This window comes from Pseudomonas sp. IT-232MI5, assembly GCF_949767845.1.
Classification (GTDB): domain Bacteria; phylum Pseudomonadota; class Gammaproteobacteria; order Pseudomonadales; family Pseudomonadaceae; genus Aquipseudomonas.
Genome location: NZ_CATKQE010000007.1, coordinates 37,685 through 57,775, shown reverse-complemented (window position 1 = coordinate 57,775; position 20,091 = coordinate 37,685). Strand labels below are relative to the sequence as shown.

Annotated in this window: 15 protein-coding genes and 1 pseudogene; 9 read left to right on the top strand and 7 right to left on the bottom strand. The window is 57.6% G+C overall.

Annotated features, from left to right (window positions below; translation table 11 throughout):
- Positions 1-7 precede the first annotated feature (7 nt).
- From hsdR to ACM6JQ_RS06790, 3 genes are all read left to right on the top strand, one after another.
- Entirely contained in the window at positions 8-2,374 is a 2,367-nt protein-coding gene (gene hsdR / locus ACM6JQ_RS06800) for an EcoAI/FtnUII family type I restriction enzme subunit R (protein ID WP_414893451.1), read from the top strand.
- Between the two features lie 88 nt (positions 2,375-2,462).
- Positions 2,463-3,932 carry an N-6 DNA methylase gene (locus ACM6JQ_RS06795; RefSeq protein WP_414893450.1) on the top strand — a complete coding sequence of 490 codons (1,470 nt, stop codon included), beginning with the start codon at positions 2,463-2,465 and terminating at the stop codon, positions 3,930-3,932.
- Positions 3,929-6,280, top strand: coding sequence for a restriction endonuclease subunit S (locus ACM6JQ_RS06790; protein ID WP_414893449.1), 2,352 nt, complete (start codon positions 3,929-3,931; stop codon positions 6,278-6,280). The genes ACM6JQ_RS06795 and ACM6JQ_RS06790 overlap by 4 nt, the downstream gene beginning before the upstream one ends.
- 262 nt (positions 6,281-6,542) lie before the next feature.
- On the opposite strand, the gene ACM6JQ_RS06785 is transcribed toward ACM6JQ_RS06790, so the two are convergent.
- Positions 6,543-7,583 (bottom strand): EamA family transporter, encoded by a 1,041-nt coding sequence (locus ACM6JQ_RS06785; RefSeq protein WP_414893448.1) that lies wholly within the window; start codon positions 7,581-7,583, stop codon positions 6,543-6,545.
- Positions 7,584-7,799: 216 nt separating this feature from the next.
- Here ACM6JQ_RS06785 and ACM6JQ_RS06780 point away from each other — a divergent pair, with 216 nt between their 5' ends.
- The 4 genes from ACM6JQ_RS06780 to ACM6JQ_RS06765 all read left to right on the top strand — a co-directional run bounded on the left by ACM6JQ_RS06780 (position 7,800) and on the right by ACM6JQ_RS06765 (position 11,681).
- Entirely contained in the window at positions 7,800-8,723 is a 924-nt protein-coding gene (locus ACM6JQ_RS06780) for a hypothetical protein (RefSeq protein WP_414893447.1), read from the top strand.
- Between the two features lie 239 nt (positions 8,724-8,962).
- A complete protein-coding gene (locus ACM6JQ_RS06775) occupies positions 8,963-9,337 on the top strand; it encodes a DUF6124 family protein (RefSeq protein ID WP_414893446.1) in 375 nt (124 codons plus the stop codon).
- Between the two features lie 248 nt (positions 9,338-9,585).
- Positions 9,586-10,173 carry a ribosomal protein S5-alanine N-acetyltransferase gene (rimJ, locus tag ACM6JQ_RS06770; protein WP_414893445.1) on the top strand — a complete coding sequence of 196 codons (588 nt, stop codon included), beginning with the start codon at positions 9,586-9,588 and terminating at the stop codon, positions 10,171-10,173.
- Positions 10,174-10,241: 68 nt separating this feature from the next.
- Entirely contained in the window at positions 10,242-11,681 is a 1,440-nt protein-coding gene (locus tag ACM6JQ_RS06765) for an ArnT family glycosyltransferase (protein ID WP_414893444.1), read from the top strand.
- A 62-nt stretch (positions 11,682-11,743) separates the two neighbouring features.
- On the opposite strand, the gene ACM6JQ_RS06760 is transcribed toward ACM6JQ_RS06765, so the two are convergent.
- Entirely contained in the window at positions 11,744-12,565 is an 822-nt protein-coding gene (locus ACM6JQ_RS06760; RefSeq protein ID WP_414893443.1) for a phosphatase PAP2 family protein, read from the bottom strand.
- The gene (locus ACM6JQ_RS06755) at positions 12,562-13,233 is read right to left on the bottom strand and encodes a histidine phosphatase family protein (protein ID WP_414893442.1); all 672 of its coding nucleotides are present in this window, start codon (positions 13,231-13,233) and stop codon (positions 12,562-12,564) included. The genes ACM6JQ_RS06760 and ACM6JQ_RS06755 overlap by 4 nt, the downstream gene beginning before the upstream one ends.
- A gap of 253 nt (positions 13,234-13,486) precedes the next feature.
- On the opposite strand from ACM6JQ_RS06755, the pseudogene ACM6JQ_RS06750 reads away from it, so the two are divergent.
- Both ACM6JQ_RS06750 and ACM6JQ_RS06745 read left to right on the top strand, forming a co-directional pair.
- A pseudogene (locus ACM6JQ_RS06750) lies at positions 13,487-14,548 on the top strand (methyl-accepting chemotaxis protein); the annotation flags it as partial.
- Positions 14,543-15,406: a methyl-accepting chemotaxis protein gene (locus tag ACM6JQ_RS06745; RefSeq protein ID WP_371748303.1), complete on the top strand. Its 864-nt coding sequence runs from the start codon at positions 14,543-14,545 to the stop codon at positions 15,404-15,406. The pseudogene ACM6JQ_RS06750 and the gene ACM6JQ_RS06745, both read left to right, overlap by 6 nt.
- A 147-nt stretch (positions 15,407-15,553) precedes the next feature.
- On the opposite strand, the gene ACM6JQ_RS06740 is transcribed toward ACM6JQ_RS06745, so the two are convergent.
- From ACM6JQ_RS06740 to ACM6JQ_RS06725, 4 genes are all read right to left on the bottom strand, one after another.
- Positions 15,554-16,027: a helix-turn-helix domain-containing protein gene (locus tag ACM6JQ_RS06740; protein WP_007911534.1), complete on the bottom strand. Its 474-nt coding sequence runs from the start codon at positions 16,025-16,027 to the stop codon at positions 15,554-15,556.
- Positions 16,028-16,080: 53 nt separating this feature from the next.
- The gene (locus tag ACM6JQ_RS06735; protein WP_228759094.1) at positions 16,081-16,434 is read right to left on the bottom strand and encodes a type II toxin-antitoxin system HigB family toxin; all 354 of its coding nucleotides are present in this window, start codon (positions 16,432-16,434) and stop codon (positions 16,081-16,083) included.
- 159 nt (positions 16,435-16,593) lie between these two features.
- The gene (locus ACM6JQ_RS06730) at positions 16,594-17,967 is read right to left on the bottom strand and encodes a DUF1329 domain-containing protein (protein WP_414893441.1); all 1,374 of its coding nucleotides are present in this window, start codon (positions 17,965-17,967) and stop codon (positions 16,594-16,596) included.
- Between the two features lie 163 nt (positions 17,968-18,130).
- A complete protein-coding gene (locus ACM6JQ_RS06725) occupies positions 18,131-20,089 on the bottom strand; it encodes a DUF1302 domain-containing protein (protein ID WP_414893439.1) in 1,959 nt (652 codons plus the stop codon).
- Between the last annotated feature and the right edge of the window lie 2 nt (positions 20,090-20,091).

The window sequence follows — 20,091 nt, the reverse complement described above, 5'->3', positions numbered from 1 at the left end:
TGGGGTTATGGACAAAAAGTCGCTTTCCGAGCGGGACATCTGCAGCAAGTACATCGCCCCAGCTGTTCAACAAGCTGGGTGGGACATGCACAAGCAGGTGCGCGAGGAAGTCAGCTTTACCAAAGGCCGCATTATCGTCCGGGGAAAACTTCACAGCCGTGGGGAAGCACGCCGCGCAGACTTCATCCTCTACCACCAGGCCAACCTGCCTATCGCTGTGATCGAGGCAAAGGACAACAAGCACTCCGTTGGCTCCGGCATGCAGCAAGCTCTGGGCTATGCAGAGGCGCTGGACGTACCGTTCGTGTTCTCCAGCAATGGCGATGGCTTCCTGTTTCACGACCGCAGTGGCACAGGCGGCCAGGTAGAAACCGAACTTACCCTTGATCAATTCCCCAGCCCTGCCGAACTTTGGCACCGCTACTGCCAGTGGAAGGGGCTGGATACAACAGCCCAACACAAGATCGAAGCGCCCTACTACGACGACGGCTCCGGGCGCATGCCGCGCTATTACCAGATGAATGCCATCAACCGCACCGTCGAGGCTGTGGCGCGCGGCCAAGACCGTATCCTGCTGGTGATGGCTACGGGCACCGGCAAGACCTACACCGCCTTCCAAATCATCTGGCGGCTGTGGAAATCGAAACAGAAGAAACGCATCCTGTTTCTGGCCGACCGCAACATCCTCGTCGATCAGACCAAGAACAACGACTTCAAGCCCTTCGGCCAGGCGATGACCAAAATCGCCAAACGCCAGATCGATACCTCCTACGAAATCTACCTGTCGCTCTATCAGGCCGTCACCGGCACCGATGAAGAGATGAACATCTACAAGCAGTTCTCCCGCGACTTCTTCGACCTGATCGTGATCGACGAATGCCACCGTGGCAGCGCCTCCGAGGATTCCGCATGGCGTGAAATCCTCGACTACTTCTCCAGCGCCACCCATGTCGGCCTCACTGCCACACCGAAGGAAACCAAAGAGGTTTCCAGCATCACTTACTTCGGTGAGCCGATTTACAGCTACACCTTGAAGCAAGGCATCGAGGACGGCTTTCTCGCCCCCTACAAAGTGGTGCGCATCGACTTCGATAAAGACCTGCAAGGCTGGCGGCCCCCCAAAGGCATGCTCGATAAGAATGGCGAACTGATCGAAGACCGCATCTACAACCTCAAGGACATGGACCGCACCCTGGTTATCGAGGCGCGCACCCAACTGGTGGCGCAGAAGGTCACCGAACTCCTCAAGGCCACCGATCCATTTCAGAAAACCATCGTCTTCTGCGACGACATCAACCACGCCGAGCGCATGCGCCAGGCACTGGTCAACCTCAACCCCGAGCGTGTGGCCGAGAATCGCAAGTACGTCATGCGCATCACCGGCGATGACCAGGAAGGCAAGGCCGAGCTGGATAACTTCATCAACCCGGAAGAGCGCTACCCGGTGATTGCCACCACCAGCAAGCTGATGACCACCGGCGTCGATGCTCAGACCTGCAAGCTGATCGTGCTCGACCAGCACATCAAATCGATGACCGAGTTCAAGCAAATCATCGGTCGCGGCACTCGCATTAACGAGGACTACGGCAAGTACTGGTTCACCATCATGGACTTCAAAAAAGCTACCGAGCTATTTGCTGACCCGGCCTTCGATGGTGATCCAGTGGTGATCTTCGCCCCCGACGCTAATGACTCGCCCGTGCCACCAGACGATCCGCAGGGAGATGAAGACGGCATCATCGCAGGCGGCGATAACAACGGTGATGGACTGGAGTTTACCGGCGAGGAGGATGGCAAAAAACGCATCAAGTACGTGATCGATACCGTCCCGATTTACGTCGTCGCCGAGCGCGTGCAGTACTACGGCCCGGATGGTCGACTCATCACCGAATCGCTCCACGACTACACCCGCACCTGTGTAAAAAAGCAATTCACCTCCCTGGATGACTTCCTCCGGTGCTGGAGTGATGCCGAGCAAAAGAAAGTCATCATCGAGGAAATGGCCGTCCAAGGTGTGATGTGGGAAGCCTTGGCCGAGGAAGTGGAGAAGACACAGGGTAAACCGCTCGATCCGTTCGATCTGATCTGCCATGTCGCCTTCGATCAGCCCGCCCTGTCACGCCGCGAGCGAGCCGAGCAGGTGAAAAAGCGCAACTATTTCGCCAAGTATTCCGGCGCCGCCCGCCAAGTGTTGGAGGCGTTGCTGGATAAATATGCCGATACCGGTATCGAGCATATCGAGGACATCAAAATCCTCCAGCTTGACCCTTTCAGCCAGTTCGGTGCGCCCATGGAATTGGTCAAAGCCTTCGGCGGCAAGGCTGGCTACAACCAGGCCATCCACGAGCTGGAAGACGAACTTTATGCCAGTTGACGGCTAACTACCGACGACCTGCCAAAGCAGCTGTCCACACTATCCTGTAGAATTTCGCCCCCCTTGCGGTATGCGTTGAGAGAACTTCATGTCCATTAGCTCCACCATCAAGTCCATCCAGGACATCATGCGCAAAGACGTTGGCGTAGACGGCGACGCCCAGCGCATTGGCCAGCTAGTTTGGCTGCTGTTTCTGAAGATCTTCGATGACCGCGAGCTGGAATGGGAGCTGATGGACGACAGCTATCGTTCGCCCATTCCCGACAGTTGCCGCTGGCGCACCTGGGCCGCCGACCCGGAAGGCATGACCGGCGATGCGCTGAAGGACTTTATCGACAATAACCTGTTCCCCCAGCTACAGAACCTGCACGAGTACAGCAACACGCCCTCCGCCTTTGTGGTGCGCGGCGTGTTTGAAGATGCGTACAACTACATGAAGTCCGGGCAGTTGCTGCGCCAGGTGATTAACAAGATTCAAGAGGGTGTGGACTTCAACAAGGCCCAGGAACGCCACGAGTTCGGCAATCTCTATGAGCAACTGCTGCGCGACCTGCAGAACGCGGGCAACGCCGGCGAGTTCTACACCCCGCGCCCGGTCACCGAATTTATGGTGCGCATGGTCGACCCCAAGCTGGACGAAAAAGTTATGGACCCGGCCTGCGGCACGGGCGGCTTTCTCACCTGCGCCATCGAACACAAACGCAGCCGCTATGTAAAAACCGCCGAAGACGAACGCACCCTCCAGGCCAGTATCTTTGGCGTGGAGAAAAAGCCGCTGCCGCACCTGCTGGCAACCACCAATATGATCCTGCACGGCATCGAAGTGCCGAACCAGATTCGCCACGACAACACCCTCAGCAAACCGCTAATCAGTTGGGGACCGAGTGAGCGCGTGCACTGCATCGTCGCCAATCCGCCGTTCGGTGGCATGGAAGAAGACGGCATCGAAACCAACTTCCCTGCGGCCTTCCGCACTCGTGAGACCGCAGACCTGTTTTTGGTGCTGATCATGCAGTTGCTCAAAGACGGTGGCCGCGCTGCTGTGGTACTGCCCGATGGCTTTCTGTTTGGCGAAGGCATCAAAAGCCGCATCAAGGAAAAACTGCTGACCGAGTGCAACCTGCACACCATCGTTCGCCTGCCCAACGGTGTATTCAACCCTTACACCGGCATCAAAACCAACCTGCTGTTCTTCACCAAGGGCACGCCAACCAAACAGGTGTGGTTCTACGAACACCAGTACCCGGCCGGGGTTAAGAATTACTCCAAGACCCGCCCCATGCGCATCGAAGAATTCGCCGTGGAAGAAGCCTGGTGGGGCAGCGAGGTCGATGGCTTTACCACACGGGTGGAGAACGAATTTACCTGGAAGGTAAGCGTCGAAGAACTGCAGGCGCGTAAGTGGAACCTAGACTGCAAGAACCCGCATATAGATGAGCAGACCAACCACAATCTTGACGAACTGCTGCGCAACTACGCCAGTCTGCAAGGCGAAATCGGCGACCTGCGCGACCAGCTTAAAGCTGTGCTGGCCGAAGCCCTGGAGCGCCAGGCATGACAGTATTGTTGACCGACAATCTGCCGCTCCTGGCCGGTGCGCCCAACGGCATTAAGAAACTACGTGGGTTAATCCTGGAACTGGCAGTACGCGGCAAGTTGGTGCTGCAAGACCCGAATGATGAACCAGCCAGCGAGTTGCTTAAGCGTATAGCCGAGGAAAAGGCGCAGCTTATGGCTGATGGCCAAATCAAGAAGCAGAAATCACTGTCAGCGATGGCTGAAGAAAAGCAACTCTTTGAGTTGCCTGCAGGATGGGAGTGGGCCAGTACAGCGACGCTGACCTTGCTCATCACTGATGGGACCCATCATACGCCCACGTATATAAGCTCGGGCATCCCATTCATTTCTGTGAAAGACATTAATGGGAAAACTATTTCTTTTGATGATTGCAAATACATTTCACAAGAAGAGCACATAGCAATAAATTCGCGCTGCAATCCTGAACAGGGAGACATTTTGCTATGCCGGATTGGTACGCTTGGACGGCCAACTATCGTAGATACTGATGTTCCTTTCAGCTTATTCGTGAGTGTTGGTCTCTTGAAACTGCCTAAGAAAACAAAGTTTTCTCGGTATTTTCACTGCGTGCTATCAAGTCCCTTGATGTATCGCCAGTACGATCAGATAAAGGCTGGAGGCAGCCATACAAACAAATTAAATCTAGGTGACATCCCCCGCCTGTTTGTTCCAGTTCCTCCACTCAACGAGCAACACCGCATTGTCGCAAAAGTCGATGAATTGATGGCCCTGTGCGACCGCTTGGAGGCCCAGCAGGCCGACGCCGGAAACGCCCACGCCCAACTCGTGCAAGCGCTGCTCGGCAGTCTGACCCAAGCTAGCGACGCCATCGACTTCGCCACCAACTGGCAGCGCCTGGTCGAACACTTCCACATCCTATTCACCACCGAACCCAGCATCGACGCCCTCAAGCAAACAATGCTGCAACTGGCCTTGATGGGCAAACTAGTTCCACAAGAGCCCAGCGATGAGCCGGCCAGCAAGTTTCTGAAGAGGATTTCAGAAGAGAAAGCGCGGCTGATAGCGGAGGGCACGCTCAAGAAACAAAGGCAGCCAGCACCGATCACGGAGACTGAAAAATCGTTTGAATTACCGGAAAACTGGGAGTGGGTACGCTTAGAGGAAATTGCGCAAGTAGGAACAGGCGCAACCCCACTCAGAACAAATCCTAAGTATTTTGCGCCAGCAACGATTAACTGGGTGACAAGCGGCGAGACATCGCAAGACTATATCCATGAGTCAGAGCAGAAGGTTGCGCCTCTTGCACTAACGGAGACAAACCTAACCATTTACCCACCGCATACGCTGATCATCGCCATGTACGGTCAAGGAAAAACACGAGGGCAGATTTCTGAGCTTTTGATAGATGCTTGTACGAATCAGGCATGTGCCGCAATTCAGCTGCTTGATCAAGACGAGTCGCATCGGCGTTTTGTGAAATATTTCTTCGTTAAGAGCTATGACGATATTCGTTTGCTCGCGGCTGGGGGTGCGCAGCCGAATCTGAATTTGGGAAAAATTAAAGAGACTGTTCTTCCTCTGCCGCCAGTTATTGAACAACACCGCATCGTCGCCAAAGTCGATCAACTGATGATCCTCTGCGACCAACTCAAAACCCGCCTAACCCAGGCCCGACAGCTCAACGAACAGTTGGCCAGCACCCTCGTCGAACGAGCCCTTACCGAAGATGGCCAGCAGGCTCCAATGGCCACCGATCGGAAAATAGCTCGCACCCTACTCGCAGCAGAAATCACTCACCGGCTACATAGCCAACGTACCTTCGGCCAACGCAAGCTACAGAAAGTGATTTACCTGGCCGAGCATGCAGCTAAGCTTGCCGCTATCCAGGGCGCTTACCTGCGCGATGCCGCGGGTCCCCACGATCGCCTGTTGATGAATCAGATCGAAAGTGAGTTGCAAAACCGACAGTGGTACGAGCGCGTCGAGCGCGAGCCTGTTGGCCATGCTTACCGCCCGCTTTCCCAAGCAGGGCAACATCGGCAGGCGTATAGCAGCACCTGGTCGGCCGTTGAGCGCGTCACCATTGACCAGGTGATCGAGCTAATGCGGGACTGGGATACGGATCGTTGCGAAATGACTGTAACGCTCTATGCCGCCTGGAACGACTTTATCCTCGAAGTCCGCCCGGTTTCCGATGAAGCAATCGTGGACGAAGTCATGCATAGCTGGAACGACACCAAGCTGCGCTTTGGAAAAACCGAATGGTTGGCGGTACTTGAAGAGATAAAGAAGCACAAAATCCTCATGCCCAGCGGCTTTGGCAAGCGCACCTCAGGAGGCATGCTTAGCTTGCCCGGTTTCGAGTAAACAGAGATTGCTTTGGGCCGTCCTCGGAAAGATACGGATACGAAGCATATTGCTCAATCCAACTCCTCGCGGTATTCCAGTTGGTATTCCAAAGAAATTTACACACTCACATTAGTCAAATAAATCAAACATCTAAGAACCCAATTCAGATTACCCCGGCTCCACCAACTCTCAACGACAAAGCCCGCCAAGTGCGGGCTTTGTCGCATCTGGTCGTCCCATCCAGCCCCTACCGCCAAAAACCAATCCCTCCCCACACACCTCAATGCTCATGCCGATGATGCACATCCGGAAAATGCGCATGCCGGTGACGCATCGGCGTATGCACATGCGGATGACTGTGCGGCTCCGTTCCATCCCAGTCAGCCCCGTGCGTATGCTGGTGATGCTCGTCGTGGGTATGGCGATGCTCATGTTCGAGCCGTTCGTGCTGATGCTCATGACTATGGTTTTCCATCAGGTGAATCCACACCCCCACAGCCATTAACGCTGCTGCGAGCAGGAACATCAGCGACACCGACTCGCCCAGCAGCAGAATCGAGATAGCTGCGCCCAGAAACGGCGCGGTGGAAAAGTACGCGCCGGTGCGCGCACTGCCCAGCCCGCGCAGGGCGAGGACGAACATCACCAGGCTGACGCCGTAACCGAGAAACCCGACCAGCAGGATGGGCACCAGCGAGTCGGCTGCGGGCAGTTGTTTGCCGATGAACAAGGCGAGGCCGCAGTTGACCAACCCCGCCACAAGACCTTTGCTGCCCGCGATAAACAGTGCATCCGAGGCAGACACTTTACGCGTCAGGTTGTTGTCGATGGCCCAGCAAAAGCAGGCGAAGGCGACGGCGAGCGGCCCTGTCCAGTCCTGCGCCGACACGGCCTCCTGCGGCCATGACAACACGACACCGCCGGCCACGATGGCGAGCATGCCGATCACGATTCGCCGATCGGCGTTCTCCTTGAACACTACCCACGCCAATAGCGCCGTGAGCACTGATTCCAGATTGAGCATCAGTGACGCGCTCGCGCCGGACGTTCTGGTCAAACCGAACATCAATGCCACTGGCGCCAGTACACCGCCGAAGCCGATGGCGCCGACCAGCCACGGCCATTCGCCGGTGCCGAGTCCGGAGCGCTGCCAGCCTCGATCGCGGGCAAAACGCAGGACGGTCAAACCCAGCCCGCTGCCCAGATAGAGCAACCCGGCCAATAGAATCGGTGAAATCTGTACCCCCAACAGCTTGGCGAGTGGCGTGCTGGCGCCAAACAATGCTGCCGCAACCAAAGCGTAGAGAACGCTCACATTCATGACGGAATCACTCACTCGGGCTGATGGAATGCCGGTGATGATCATGGCAGAACTCAGGTGAGAATTATGTGAACGGTTTCCTGATGGATCGAACATCCAACGCTGGCCGCCCCTTCAAGCACACGCTCAAATCCAGCAACATTTAATCCTCGCACTTCATGACGCTGGCTCGACGCAGCCTCTATGCTGCAAACATCGAGATGAATGGAGTTGAAGATGAAGATCTGGATCGCCGCCACGCTGGCGGCACTGATTTCCCTGCCTGTCCACGCAGCAGATGCTGGCGCTGTGCGCGTCGAACCGATCGCTTTCACAACCAGCGCGGACAGTGTCCAGCGCAAACAGTCGATCAAGGGTGACCAAACGGCGGAGTACCGATTCAACGCCAGGACCGGCCAGATGCTCACCGTCGATTTCAAACCATCCAACACCTCCGCTTACTTCAATATTACTGCCAAGGGCGCGGATTACGCACTGTTCAACGGCTCGATCATGGGCAATCACTTTTCCGGCACCTTACCTTCCGATGGCGAGTACACCGTTCAGGTATACCTCATGCGCAATGCGGCACGGCGCAATGAAGTCGCCAACTATGCGTTGTCTCTGAGGCTCGCCACTGCCGATGCGGTGGACGGGACGAAACCGTTCGAGCAGACATTGGAATTGCAGGGCATCCGCTTTCATGTCAGCCGTGTACAGGGCCATCGCCAAGCCGTTTTGCGCATTGAACCCAAAGGCCTGGAAATCGACAACAGCGCGATCACCCGGCCGCTCAAGGGCGATATCGTTCGCGCCGAGATTGGCGACCTGAACAACGACGGCTCGCCCGAAATCTACGTTTTCACCCGCATTCCCGGACGCGGCATGCCGGGCGAGCTGATTGCCTATTCAGCCAACAACAAGAAATCCCTGAGCGAAATCTACCTGCGCCCGGTCAGCGACAATCCGAAAATCGCCGAGGGCTATCAGGGCGAGGATTCGTTTGCGGTGGTGGAAAACGCCTTGGTGCAGCGCTTCCCGGTGTATGACAGCACTGATGCAGGCGCAGGCCGCACGGGGAAGATGCGCCAGGTTCAATACACGTTAGTGACGGGCGAGGCCGGGTGGGTTCTGCGCGAAGATAAGGTGGCGGAGTATTGAGTTCCCGTCCGGACCACACGTCTTGAAATGACTATCCGTGATCACCGCGACTGCCGTTTGGTTTTATCGCCACGCCCGCCTTCCCACATCGAACGTCCTAGGAAAATTCCTGCAACACGCGTCGACTTTGATGAACTGGTGCACAGTTCCTCAGGGCGTTACGCTCCACGACCACTGCCATCCAGCGGACGGTTTGGCAGCCGCAATTGCAGTGAATGTTCACTCCACGGAGCTACGTCATGAAGAAAATCCCCCGTCTTTCGCTGGTTGGCCCGGCACCGTCCGACGCGCCAACGTCCAGCACCCAACCGCAATCGAATAACAGCGCACACAGCGAAGCGCACAAACGGCGCCGTAGCATCCCGCTCAATCAACTCATCAGGGTGCGCGACGATGTCGACACCCTGACCCTGCTCACCCACGCCAGCGAGATCCTCGATTCCCTCGCGGCCATCAGCGCAAACTTTGCCGATGAGTTCGACGGCTCCAAGCGCCATGTGGCGGTGGCGATGAAGCAACTGAGCGCACTGGCCGAGATCCTGATTTGTCGGGCACGGGACAATCTTGATCCGCAGAAACCACAGAACACTACCGGGCCTGAAACCCGCCATTGACGGGCGAAAATCCAGCGTTCGGTTGTGCATCGGACTGCATTGGGGCCGCCCATCGAGATGAATTTTTCTTCACTGCAGCTGCGCGGCCAACCCTTGTACAGTCCGCTCGCTCATTCAAGAAACTACGGTTCGCCCGCGCTCCTGCGGGCTTTTTTTTGCCTGAAACAAAGTCCTGTCTTCGCCACGACTTGCCGTAACCCCGGTGATTGCGCGACTCTGCCTGCAGATCCCACAAGCCGGAGCGCCCGATGCCGCTGTTGACCCTGCCCTGCCAACGCCTGACGCTCGCGATACTTGCACCGGAGCAGGCCGAGCTGGAAAGCGAGTTCTACCGACGCAACCAGCGCCACCTCGCGCCATGGTCTCCGATCCGCACCACTGAATATTTTTCCACCGAGCAGATTCGCCGGCGCCTTGAAATACAGGCCAGCGCATTCGAGGCCGGGCTGGCCATGCATTTTGCGCTGTTGACGCCGGATGGCCAGCAGATGATCGGCGCGTGCAACTTCAGCGGCATCATTCGTGGTGCCTTTCAGGCGTGTTATCTGGGCTATCACATCGATGAGGCCCAACAGGGTCAGGGCTTGATGCAGGAAGCGCTAGAGGCGGGTATCGGTTACATGTTCGACACACAGAACCTGCACAGGATCATGGCCAACTACATTCCCGGCAACGAGCGCAGTGAGCGCTTGCTTGAACGCCTGGGCTTCGAGCGCGAGGGTTACGCCAAGGCGTATCTGAACATTGCCGGACGCTGGCAGGATCATGTGCTGACGGCGCTGGTCAATCCGCTGTTCGAAACGCCGGAGAAGCGTTGGTCACGACAACTGGCCTAGCTTCACAATTTGTTCAGGATTGCCGACGTATGCTCAGGCCTCCCGCCCCTTCCGGTTGCCTGAACCCCATGTCGCGTGCCGTCACTTCGCTGTTTCTGCTTGCCGCCCTGCTGTTTTTCTTCGCATTGGGCGGCCATCAATTGCAAGGCTCCACCGAGGCCCGCGTGGCTGGCATCGCCATGGAGATGCATCTGGAGGACGACTGGGTGACACCTCGTCTGTTTGGTGAACCGTTTCTGGAAAAACCACCGTTAAGCCTGTGGCTGGATGCTGGCGCCATGCGTGTGTTCGGCGTTTCACCGTGGGCCGTGCGGCTGGCGTCGGCGGTGGCGGGCTTACTCAGCGTGATGCTGCTGTACGGCATGTTGCGGCGTTTCGAGCGGCCGAAAATGATTGCCTGGACCGCAGGCATTCTGCTCGCGACCATGGCCAGTTACTGGAGCAACGTGCGCGGGGTCGGTGAGGACGCGTTGCTCGCCCTCGGCGTGACCACCGCGCTGCTGGCCTTTTTCCAGGCGCAACGGGCGTCGACCGCGGGCAACTCGCTGTTGTTTGTCGTTGGGATCGCCATCGCTACATTGAGCAAGGGTGTGCTGGGGCTGGCCATGCCGGGCGTGGTGATTTTCGCCTATCTGCTGGCCGACAGCCTGATGGACAAGCGCCTGAAAATCGCCGACTGGCTGCGCCCGGGTTTACTAACACTGGTCGGTTTGATTCCGCTGCTGATCTGGCTCGTCATCCTCTTCCAGCACGGCGGTGCGCAGGCCGTCAAAGAGGTGCTGCTGACCAACAGCGTCGGGCGCTTCAGCGGTTCGTTCGTCGAAGCCGGGCACTATGAACCGTTCTATTACTACCTGGCCAAACTGCCGGAAGCCTTCCTGCCGTGGAATATTCTGGTGTACCTGGGGCTCTGGCATTTCCGCAAACAATTGAAGGCCGACCGTTACCTGCTGTTTTTCAGCCTGTGGATCGTGGCGCAATTCATCATGCTGACGTTGGCGTCGAGCAAACGCACGGTGTATCTGATGTCGATGACACCGGCCGCCGCGGTGATCGCTGCGGAGTATGCAGGGGTGCTGTTTGAGCGATTGAAGCAGTACGAATCCGGTAATGGATTCGTAGGCCGAATCGCCCGGCAGCGTCAGACACTGGCAGTCGGTGTGCTCACGCTGGTGATCGGCAGTTACCTCGCCGCCGCGCAGTGGGCACTGCCCCACGCCGACAAAAAGCTTTCGTTCCTGCCGTTGAGCGCTGAAATTCAGACGCTGCAAACCGCTGGGCATCAAGTCGCGCTGTTTCAGGCCAATGAGCGGGTCGGTGGCGCTACGGTCTTCTATACCCAGCAAGTGCTCAAAGGCCTGGATACCGAAGTGCAGTTGCGAGATTTCCTCGCGGCCTCGCCATCCCATGTCGTGGTGATGGCTGGCGACAGCGAACCCGCCGCCCCACTGAAAGTGCTCAAGACCATGATGGTCGGACGACAGGCGTATTACTTCGTCGGCTATTGAGACCTGCGCAGGCCCATAAAAAACCCGCCGTGATGGCGGGTTTTCATTTCATCTGAACGGGTTCAGAGAGAGACCTCAGGCTGCGCACTGAAAGCTTTCTGTGCGCGCTTGCCCAGCACCGGCACATCCAGCCGCGCGCGTCCGTAGAAGGCCAACGCCGTCAGTAAACACGCCAGCCACACGAAGATTCCGGCCCAGAACGTGTGGGACATGTAGTGCCAGCCTTGCAGGACGCGAGTAGTGCCATAAACGAACCCCAGCAACAGCGAGCCCCACAAGATGGCACTGGAAAAACGCCATTGATAACGTCGCGCCACGAAATACAGCGCCAGCATGGTGAAGCCGCCCGACGCATGACCACCCGGCCAGCACCGGCCACTCCCGGCTTCATGGAACAGTTGAAAATTGCTGTACCACTCAACGTGAACCATTTTGCCGCCGTACAACGTGGTCTCGATCGGGCAGTAAACGCTGGTGTGGGATTTGAGGAAATGAATCACCCCGGTGCAGACCGCAAATGCGACCACCACAAACAGAAAATCCCTACGGTGATCAGCGGCAAATCGCAACACTGGCGCGACTTTGCTGCGCTCCAGCATTGCACCGAGTCGCGGACGTTTCTGCGGATTGACCAATGGCCAGACCAGCGATAACAGCGCGCCGATCAGGGCGATTTCTGCCGTCCAGTTGGGAATGATCCGCGCCCATTTGTGGGTGAGCTTTTCAAAAAAGTGGATTTTGTCGAGTGGGAAGGTCTGCGTCAGCGGATCGAACAGCAGGTTGCTGAAGGCGATGTCGATCTTGGTCATGTCGAACATCAAGAACACCAGCGCCGCACAGGCCAGCGGAATACCAAAGTTGTAAGCGTAGAAGCGGGATTTCATCGGCTATTCACCGTGCGCCAGTCGGAGGCTTCAATAAAGCCGAGCATCTTGGGAGCCGCCGGGCTGGCAGCGGAAACAAACAATGACGAGCCATAACCCATGTCCGAGGTCGGCACTTTGAGGTCTTTCTCGATTTGCGCCATGCATTCGCTGTGGGTCACCAGGACCAGATTGCGACCGGGCAGCTTGTGGGCCAGCGCATCCTGCAACATGCGCCCACGGCAGTTGATCAACCAATCGTCACCGCTGGCGGCATGGTTGAACATGTAACCGGCGGTCTGCACCGTGCGCATCGACGGGCTGTTATAAATGTCGGCGTTGTTCAGGCCCAGTTGTTCGAACTGTGCACCGACCGCCACCGCGACACTGCGCGAGCGATCGGTGATGCCGTCGTTGCCACTCAGGCAGGCAGCTTTAGAGTGATCGCAGCGCTCGACGTGACGCACCAGCACGATCATCTCGCCCTTGGCCCAGCCCGTCGCCAACGCTTGCGCACCCGCCACGTTGCCGTGGGCCAGGTCCGGCACCGCCGCCGGCGCCAGCAACCACAGGGTCAGTGGCATCACCAATACCGATGCCGCCAACACCACCCAAGTGTTGCGAAAACGCGCCAAAAAGCTCAGATCGATCGAGCGTTTGACGCCGAACAGACTCAGTCTCAATTCCACAAAAACCGCCTCGCCACTCTGCATCACGGGTTCATTCGATGCGGCGAAGGTACAGAGGCGGGCGTAGGCAGCCAGTGAAACCCATGTGAAAAAAGTCTTGGGATCCGATGTTACAAATTCCGTAGGACAAAATCCTTTCAGCTCTGGGAAATGCGGCCGATACAAACCTGCTAACACCCTTGCTGGCTCAAAAAAACAACAATCTTCCAGCCTAACTGACGACAAGAAACCCAACGTTTCTGGAGGATTTTTGATGAATAGCTGGTTCGGCAACATCAGCGTGAACATGAAATTAGGCCTGGGCTTCGGCCTGGTGCTGGCCCTGACCTGCGTGCTGGCCCTGACAGGCTGGACCAGCCTCGGTGGCCTGATCGACCGCAGCAACTGGATGAGCGATATCACCCAGCTCAATGCCGGTCTGACCAAACTGCGCGTGGTGCGCCTGCAGTACATGCTGACCAACGGCGATGAAACCGCCGCGCAGAATGTGCAGACCACCCTCGAAAGCTTCGCCGCGCAGCAACAGAAGCTGATCAACAGCTTCAAGAGCCCGGAAAACGTCAAACTGCTCAAGGAGCAGGCAGCGACCATCGCTGAATACCAGACGTCGCTGAACAAAATGCGTAACGCCTATCGCACCGGCAACAGCGCCCGCGACAGCATGAGCGTGAGTGCCGAGACCGCGTACAACCAGATCGAATCGATCAGCAAACGCGTGCAGCAGATGGACATGAGCGAACAGCGTTTCGAACAGTTCCAGGCGATCACCGCCGCCAAAGAAGCGTTCATCCTCGCGCGTTACGAAGTGCGCGGTTACACCGCCACCACCAACGCCGAAACCGAACAGAAAGCCGTCGGCCAGATCGACGCGGCCATCGCCAGCCTCAAGTCATTGAATGCGCAATTTGCTGCGACTCAGCAGGATGCCTTGCGCCAATTGGAATCTGCGTTGACCAGCTATCGCAGCGCGTTGATGGCGTACAAGAACGCCAACACCGATGCCGTGCAGGCGCGTAAGGAAATGACCGACCAGGGCACCACCATCGTCGCCCTGAGCGAGCAGCTGTATCAGATCCAGCTCGATCGCCGTGACGCGGAAAGCGCCCAGGCGCGTACCTTCCAGTTGATCAGCACCCTGCTCGCCCTGCTGGTTGGCGTGATTGCTGCGGTGATCATCACCCGTCAGATCACCCGTCCGCTGCAAGAAACCCTCGCCGTGGTCGAGCGCATCGCCAGCGGCGACCTGACCCAGAACGTTACCGTCACCCGCCGCGACGAACTCGGCGTGCTGCAACAAGGCATCGCACGCATGGGCGTGACCCTGCGTGACTTGATCAGCGGCATCCGCGACGGCGTCACCCAGATCGCCAGCGCCGCTGAAGAACTCTCGGCCGTGACCGAGCAAACCAGCGCCGGCGTGAACAGCCAGAAGGTCGAAACCGATCAGGTTGCCACCGCGATGCACGAGATGACTGCCACCGTGCAGGAAGTCGCACGCAACGCCGAAGAAGCCTCGCAAGCGGCCGCCGCCGCTGACGGTGAAGCCCGTGAAGGCGACAAAGTGGTGAACGAAGCCATCGCGCAAATCGAACGTCTGGCCAGCGAAGTGGTGCGCTCCACCGAAGCCATGAGCGTGCTGCAACAGGAAAGCGACAAGATCGGCAGCGTCATGGACGTGATCAAGGCTGTTGCTGAGCAGACCAACCTGCTGGCCCTCAACGCTGCGATCGAAGCCGCGCGCGCCGGTGAAGCCGGTCGTGGTTTTGCCGTGGTCGCCGACGAGGTTCGTGGCCTGGCTCAGCGCACACAGAAATCCACCGAGGAAATCGAAGGCCTGGTCGCCGGTCTGCAGAACGGCACCCAGCAAGTCTCCGCCGTGATGAGCAACAGCCGCGCCCTGACCGACAGCAGCGTCGCCCTGACCCGCAAGGCTGGCGCGTCGCTGGAAAACATCACCCGCACGGTGTCGAACATCCAGTCGATGAACCAGCAGATCGCCGCAGCGGCTGAGCAGCAGAGCGCCGTGGCTGAAGAGATCAGCCGCAGCATCATCAACGTACGCGACGTGTCGGAACAGACCGCAGCGGCGAGTGATGAGACGGCAGCGTCGAGTGTTGAACTGGCGCGTCTGGGTGGTCAGTTGCAACAGATGGTCAGCCACTTCCGCGTTTGATCTTGATTCAGCGCTGACGCTACAACCGCATCGCGAGCAGGCTCACTCCTACAGGTAACGCGTCGATCACAGATTATGTGGGCGACGCCAATTTCCCTGTAGGAGTGAGCCTGCTCGCGATTGCGTTAGACCTGTCACGGCATCCCGTCAAACCACACCGTGCATAAAAAACTCAACCGGTACTTTAAAGAACTCGGCGAATCCCTTTATCTGGGCAACGGTCATTTTTCGCTTGTTATTCAATATCTCTGAAACAGCACTCTGAGTTGCGATCTCAGACAAGTCCTTCTGTTTAACGCCTCTTTCCGACAGCAGAAACGCCAGCGCTTCAGATTGGGACGAATAAGCAATCAACACCGTTTCATTTTCGTACTCATAAACCCGATCAGCCACAAACTCCGCAAACCGTGCCGCAGCATGATCCTCGGTGTTCGCGTGGGAATAAAGCTCATCAATCAGGGCCATTCGCACTTGCAGATCGTCATCATTTTTTATCGGATCATGGCAGGCAGACAACAACTTGGACAAAGTCGCTAGCTGATCGCCCAGCCCCTCAAGCATGGGTGAAATATCGGCTATGAAGGAATCCAGTCCTGTCGCTTCGACTTTATTACGCTTCATTGAGATCACCTTTATTTTCGTTAAACATAAATAGCGTATTTCATTCTGGCCAACTACTTGACATCACCCTTCCACCATTTGTCATATCCGGCATGGGGAAGAATGTCCTTGATATAGATAGTGCCAGTCTTCGTGTTGATCCACGTAATGACACGGCACTCGTTTTTCTTGATATCAAAAACGTAAATATCAAGCGGACCTTTCTTGCTCGTCAGCCTCAGCTTCGAGTGAGGGATACGATCAACGTTCCAACCTGAGGCGCTGGCCCAGTCTTGACGAAGCTTCTCAAACGACTCGAAGCGCAGCGATGCTCTGTCGAAGATGGTTAGCCACAAGGTGAGAGGATCTCTCCACTGGCCATGAGTCTCAATGGCCCGCGCAACCGCCGCTTTTGTGATCACTCTCATACAATTTTCGGTTCTGGTATCCCTACATGCGCCCAAATTATCTCAAATACAGATATCTGTAAAGTAGATATATTTAGCTCCACAGAACAAACCCGAAGCCAAATGTATCAGTGGCTTCGGGCTTTTTTCTGTCAGTGGTGCGGACTTAAACTTCAGCCATCACCGCGTCCCACGCTGCCGCAACGCCGACGGCATAAAATACGCATCCTCCGGCACCGGCTGCGCGAAATCGACCGTCTCCGCTTCTTCGTTATCAAGGTTCTGCACGTAGTAACGCCGCGCCTGCAAATCGTGGAAAACATCCAGCGCACTCCACGTCGTCGGCAGGTCATAAAAGTTTTTCAGGTAAGCCATCGACACCCGCCACAACTCCCCTCGCCCGTCGTATTGATCAACCAGTGCCGCGCCCCAGCTGTCTTCATCGAGGAACAGCACGCGTTTGGAGTAAATGTGCCGCGACCCGGGTTTCAGGTTGCCTTCCACCACCCAGACCCGATGCAACTCGTAGCGGGTGTATTGCGGATTGAGGTGGCCGGGGGTCAGCAACTGCGCGTATTTCACCTCGGGGCTGGCGACTTTGTAGTTGTTGTAGGGGATGTAGATTTCCTGTTTGCCCTTGAGCTTCCACTCGTAGCGATCCGGTGAGCCGTTGAACAGGTCGGTGTCGTCGGCGGTGCGCAGGCCATCGGAGGATGCGATCGGCGTGTCGTAAGCGAGGTTCGGTGCGCGGCGCACGCGGCGTTGGCCGGCGTCGTAGATCCAGGCCTGGCGTGCGTCCTTGAGTTGATCGAGGGTTTCGTGCACCAGTGCGGCACCGCCGGCCAGGCGTGCGGGGCTTTTCACGAAGGCGAGGTAGTAGAACAGGATGTTTTTCAGGTCCGCGAACTGGCCGTTCGGGCGGTAGTAATTGAACAGCGCTTCCTGCTGCGAGGTCACCAGCGCGAAGCTGCCGTTGCGCTGCACCGGTGCTTCGGAGGCGCGGCGCACGACGTAGATGCCGCGATAGCGAGTGATGTGGTTCCACAACACTTCAACGCCATCCTTGGGCACCGGAAAAGGTACGCCGCCGTAGGCATCGGAGAAGCCGCTGCCGCCTTCGAGCAATTTGGCCGAGATCGCATTCTTGAGGGTGTTGTCGTACAGCCATTGCGGTGCCGAACCGGAGCGGCGGGATGGGTAGATCGGCATCTGGAAGGTGTCGGGGTAGCTGTTGAACAGGGCGATCTGACCGGGGCTGAGGTGGGCCTTGTACTGGTCGAGGTTGGCTTTGGTGATGGTGAACAGCGGTTTGTCTGCCGCGTACGGATCGGGGTGATGCTGGCCGGGTTTGTAGCCGGCCGGCGCCTGGGTGATGCCGCCGGTCCACGCGGGAATAGTGCCGGCGGCGTTACCCGCGCGCTCGGCGCCCATCGGAGTCAGGGTGGTTTTCAGTTGTTCGGCTTGTTGTGGGGTGATGGCGGCCAGAGCGGTGCTGGCGGCAAGGCCTAAAACAAGCCCTAGCGAAGCTTTGGTCAATCTTGAAGTGTGAAACATGATCGATCTCCGAAACGGGAGTGAGGTCTGAAAATCACCGTAGATCCCCTGTAGGAGTGAGCCTGCTCGCGATAGCGGTGTGTCAGACAACACCTACAGCGACTGAAAATTCGCTATCGCGAGCAGGCTCACTCCTACAGGGGGGGCGCCTGTGGTCTGGGTATCAAAGGAAATACTTGAGGTTGAACCCGACGTTGTCGCGGTCGCGAATGCCGTTGTTTTGCCCGCCGCCATAGAACTCGGTGTATTGCAGTTCGGCTTCGAGCTTGTTCTGGTAGTTGGCCTTGATCCCCAGCGTGTAGGCCTTGCGCCCTTCGATGGTGTTGCCGGCCTGATAGCTGTTGCCCTCGAAATCGTCCTTGTAGACGATGTAGGGCGAGACGTTGACCCCGGCGTACACGTCGTTCCAGGTGCCGTTGAGCATCGCCGTATAGCTGTAGGAATTGCGATTGACCTGATCGTCGCGATCACCGCCGGAGACATAGGAATAGTTACCGGTGCCGGCGTAGAAGCGACGGCTGCCGTCATACGCGGTGTATTGCAGACTGCTGCCGCGCAGGTGCTCCGAGGCCAGTTCGAAGATACCGAACAGCGAGTCGAACGAAGCGGTCGGGCCAAAGTTGTAAATGGTGCCGAGCGAGGTGTTGAACGCTTCGACGCGTTCGGCGTTGTTGATCTCGCTGTTGAGATTGACCATCTGCCCGCCGACGTTGATCGACCGCCCCGTCACCGCCACTGCCGCACCGTTGGCCAAATCACCAATCAAATCATTAGTGGCCGCGACACCGATCGGCAGGTTCGGCCGATAAGCGATTTCACCGAATACCGACGCCTCACCCAGCGTGGTGTTGAAGCTGAAGCCGTACATGCGGATGTCTTCGGCGTAGCGCCGATGCGCCTGAATATTGCCCATCACATCGGCCGTCGCCAGACCGTTGGCCAGCGCCCCGGCCTGACTGCCGGCGACACCGGACAACAGGTTGGTCAGCGCATCCATGTCGATGCCTTTGTAGCCGCCCAGATCGGCAGCGATGGTCGGTTCCTTGGCGTGGTAATTGACCATGTACAACCCGAACTCGGTGCTGTTGAGCTGCTCGGCGATGTAGCGAAAGGCAAAGCCGAACTGGCCATCGTTGCGCGCGTTGTAGTCCTTGCCGATGCTCGCCACTTTCAACGTATTGCCATAGGCCGGCGTCACGCCGTTGGCGTACAGGCCAGTGGTTTGCAGGGCGGAGCTCAGTAACGGGTTATTGCCCAACGCGCTGTACAAACCGATGACGTTGCCAAACCCCGGAACCGGCGTGTCGAGCGCTGTGCCGCTGAAGTTGTTGTAACCGGTGTTGCCACCGTCAGCGAACAAGTCGGTTTGCGAGTAGAAGGTGCCGACCGGGTCGATGCGGGTTTCCTTCCAGTTGGTCTGGTAGAAACTCTCCATGGTCAGCGAGTCGGTCAGGCCGATGTTGAAGCTCAGCGCCTCGACCGGCACCAGCACTTCCTTGACTTCGGCGCCGGGCAGGCGGTACTTGGCGGCGTCCACCGGGTTGGTGGTGTTGATCCCGCCACGATAGAAAATCCCCTCGCCCCAGTTGAACACCTGCCGCCCGATGCGCGCGGTCACCGGCATCTGCGCAACGTCCCAACTGCCGTGCACATAGGCGTCGAGCATCTCGATTCGGCTGCCGGCGATGTCGCGGGTCTGACTGGTGAAATGATCGTCCTGCGGGTAGCTCTGGCTCGGTTGCGACGGGCTGTTGTTGTCGTAGTAGTCGTTGCGCTTGTCCATCAGTTGCGTGTCGTAGAACGCGGTGCCGCGCACAAACAAACCGTAATTCTGATAGTTGGTTTCAAGCTCGGAGGTGATCTTGTACACCTCGGAAACCAGCCCGGTGTCGAAGTTGCGATTGCCGTCGTTGGTGTTGACGTCATCGTTAGTCTTGTCGCGGCCCTGCACCCGCCACAAACGACCGTAGGACAAGGTCGTGTCGAGGGAGCCGGTGACCTGCTTGTCCATCAGGCTGAACTCCACCGCGTGCGCCGCATCGACTGCGCACAGTTGCAGCAGCCCGGCCAGGCCGACACCGGGGAGCGCGGCGCCCGTCAGGCGCAATCGAGAGTTGATCATGT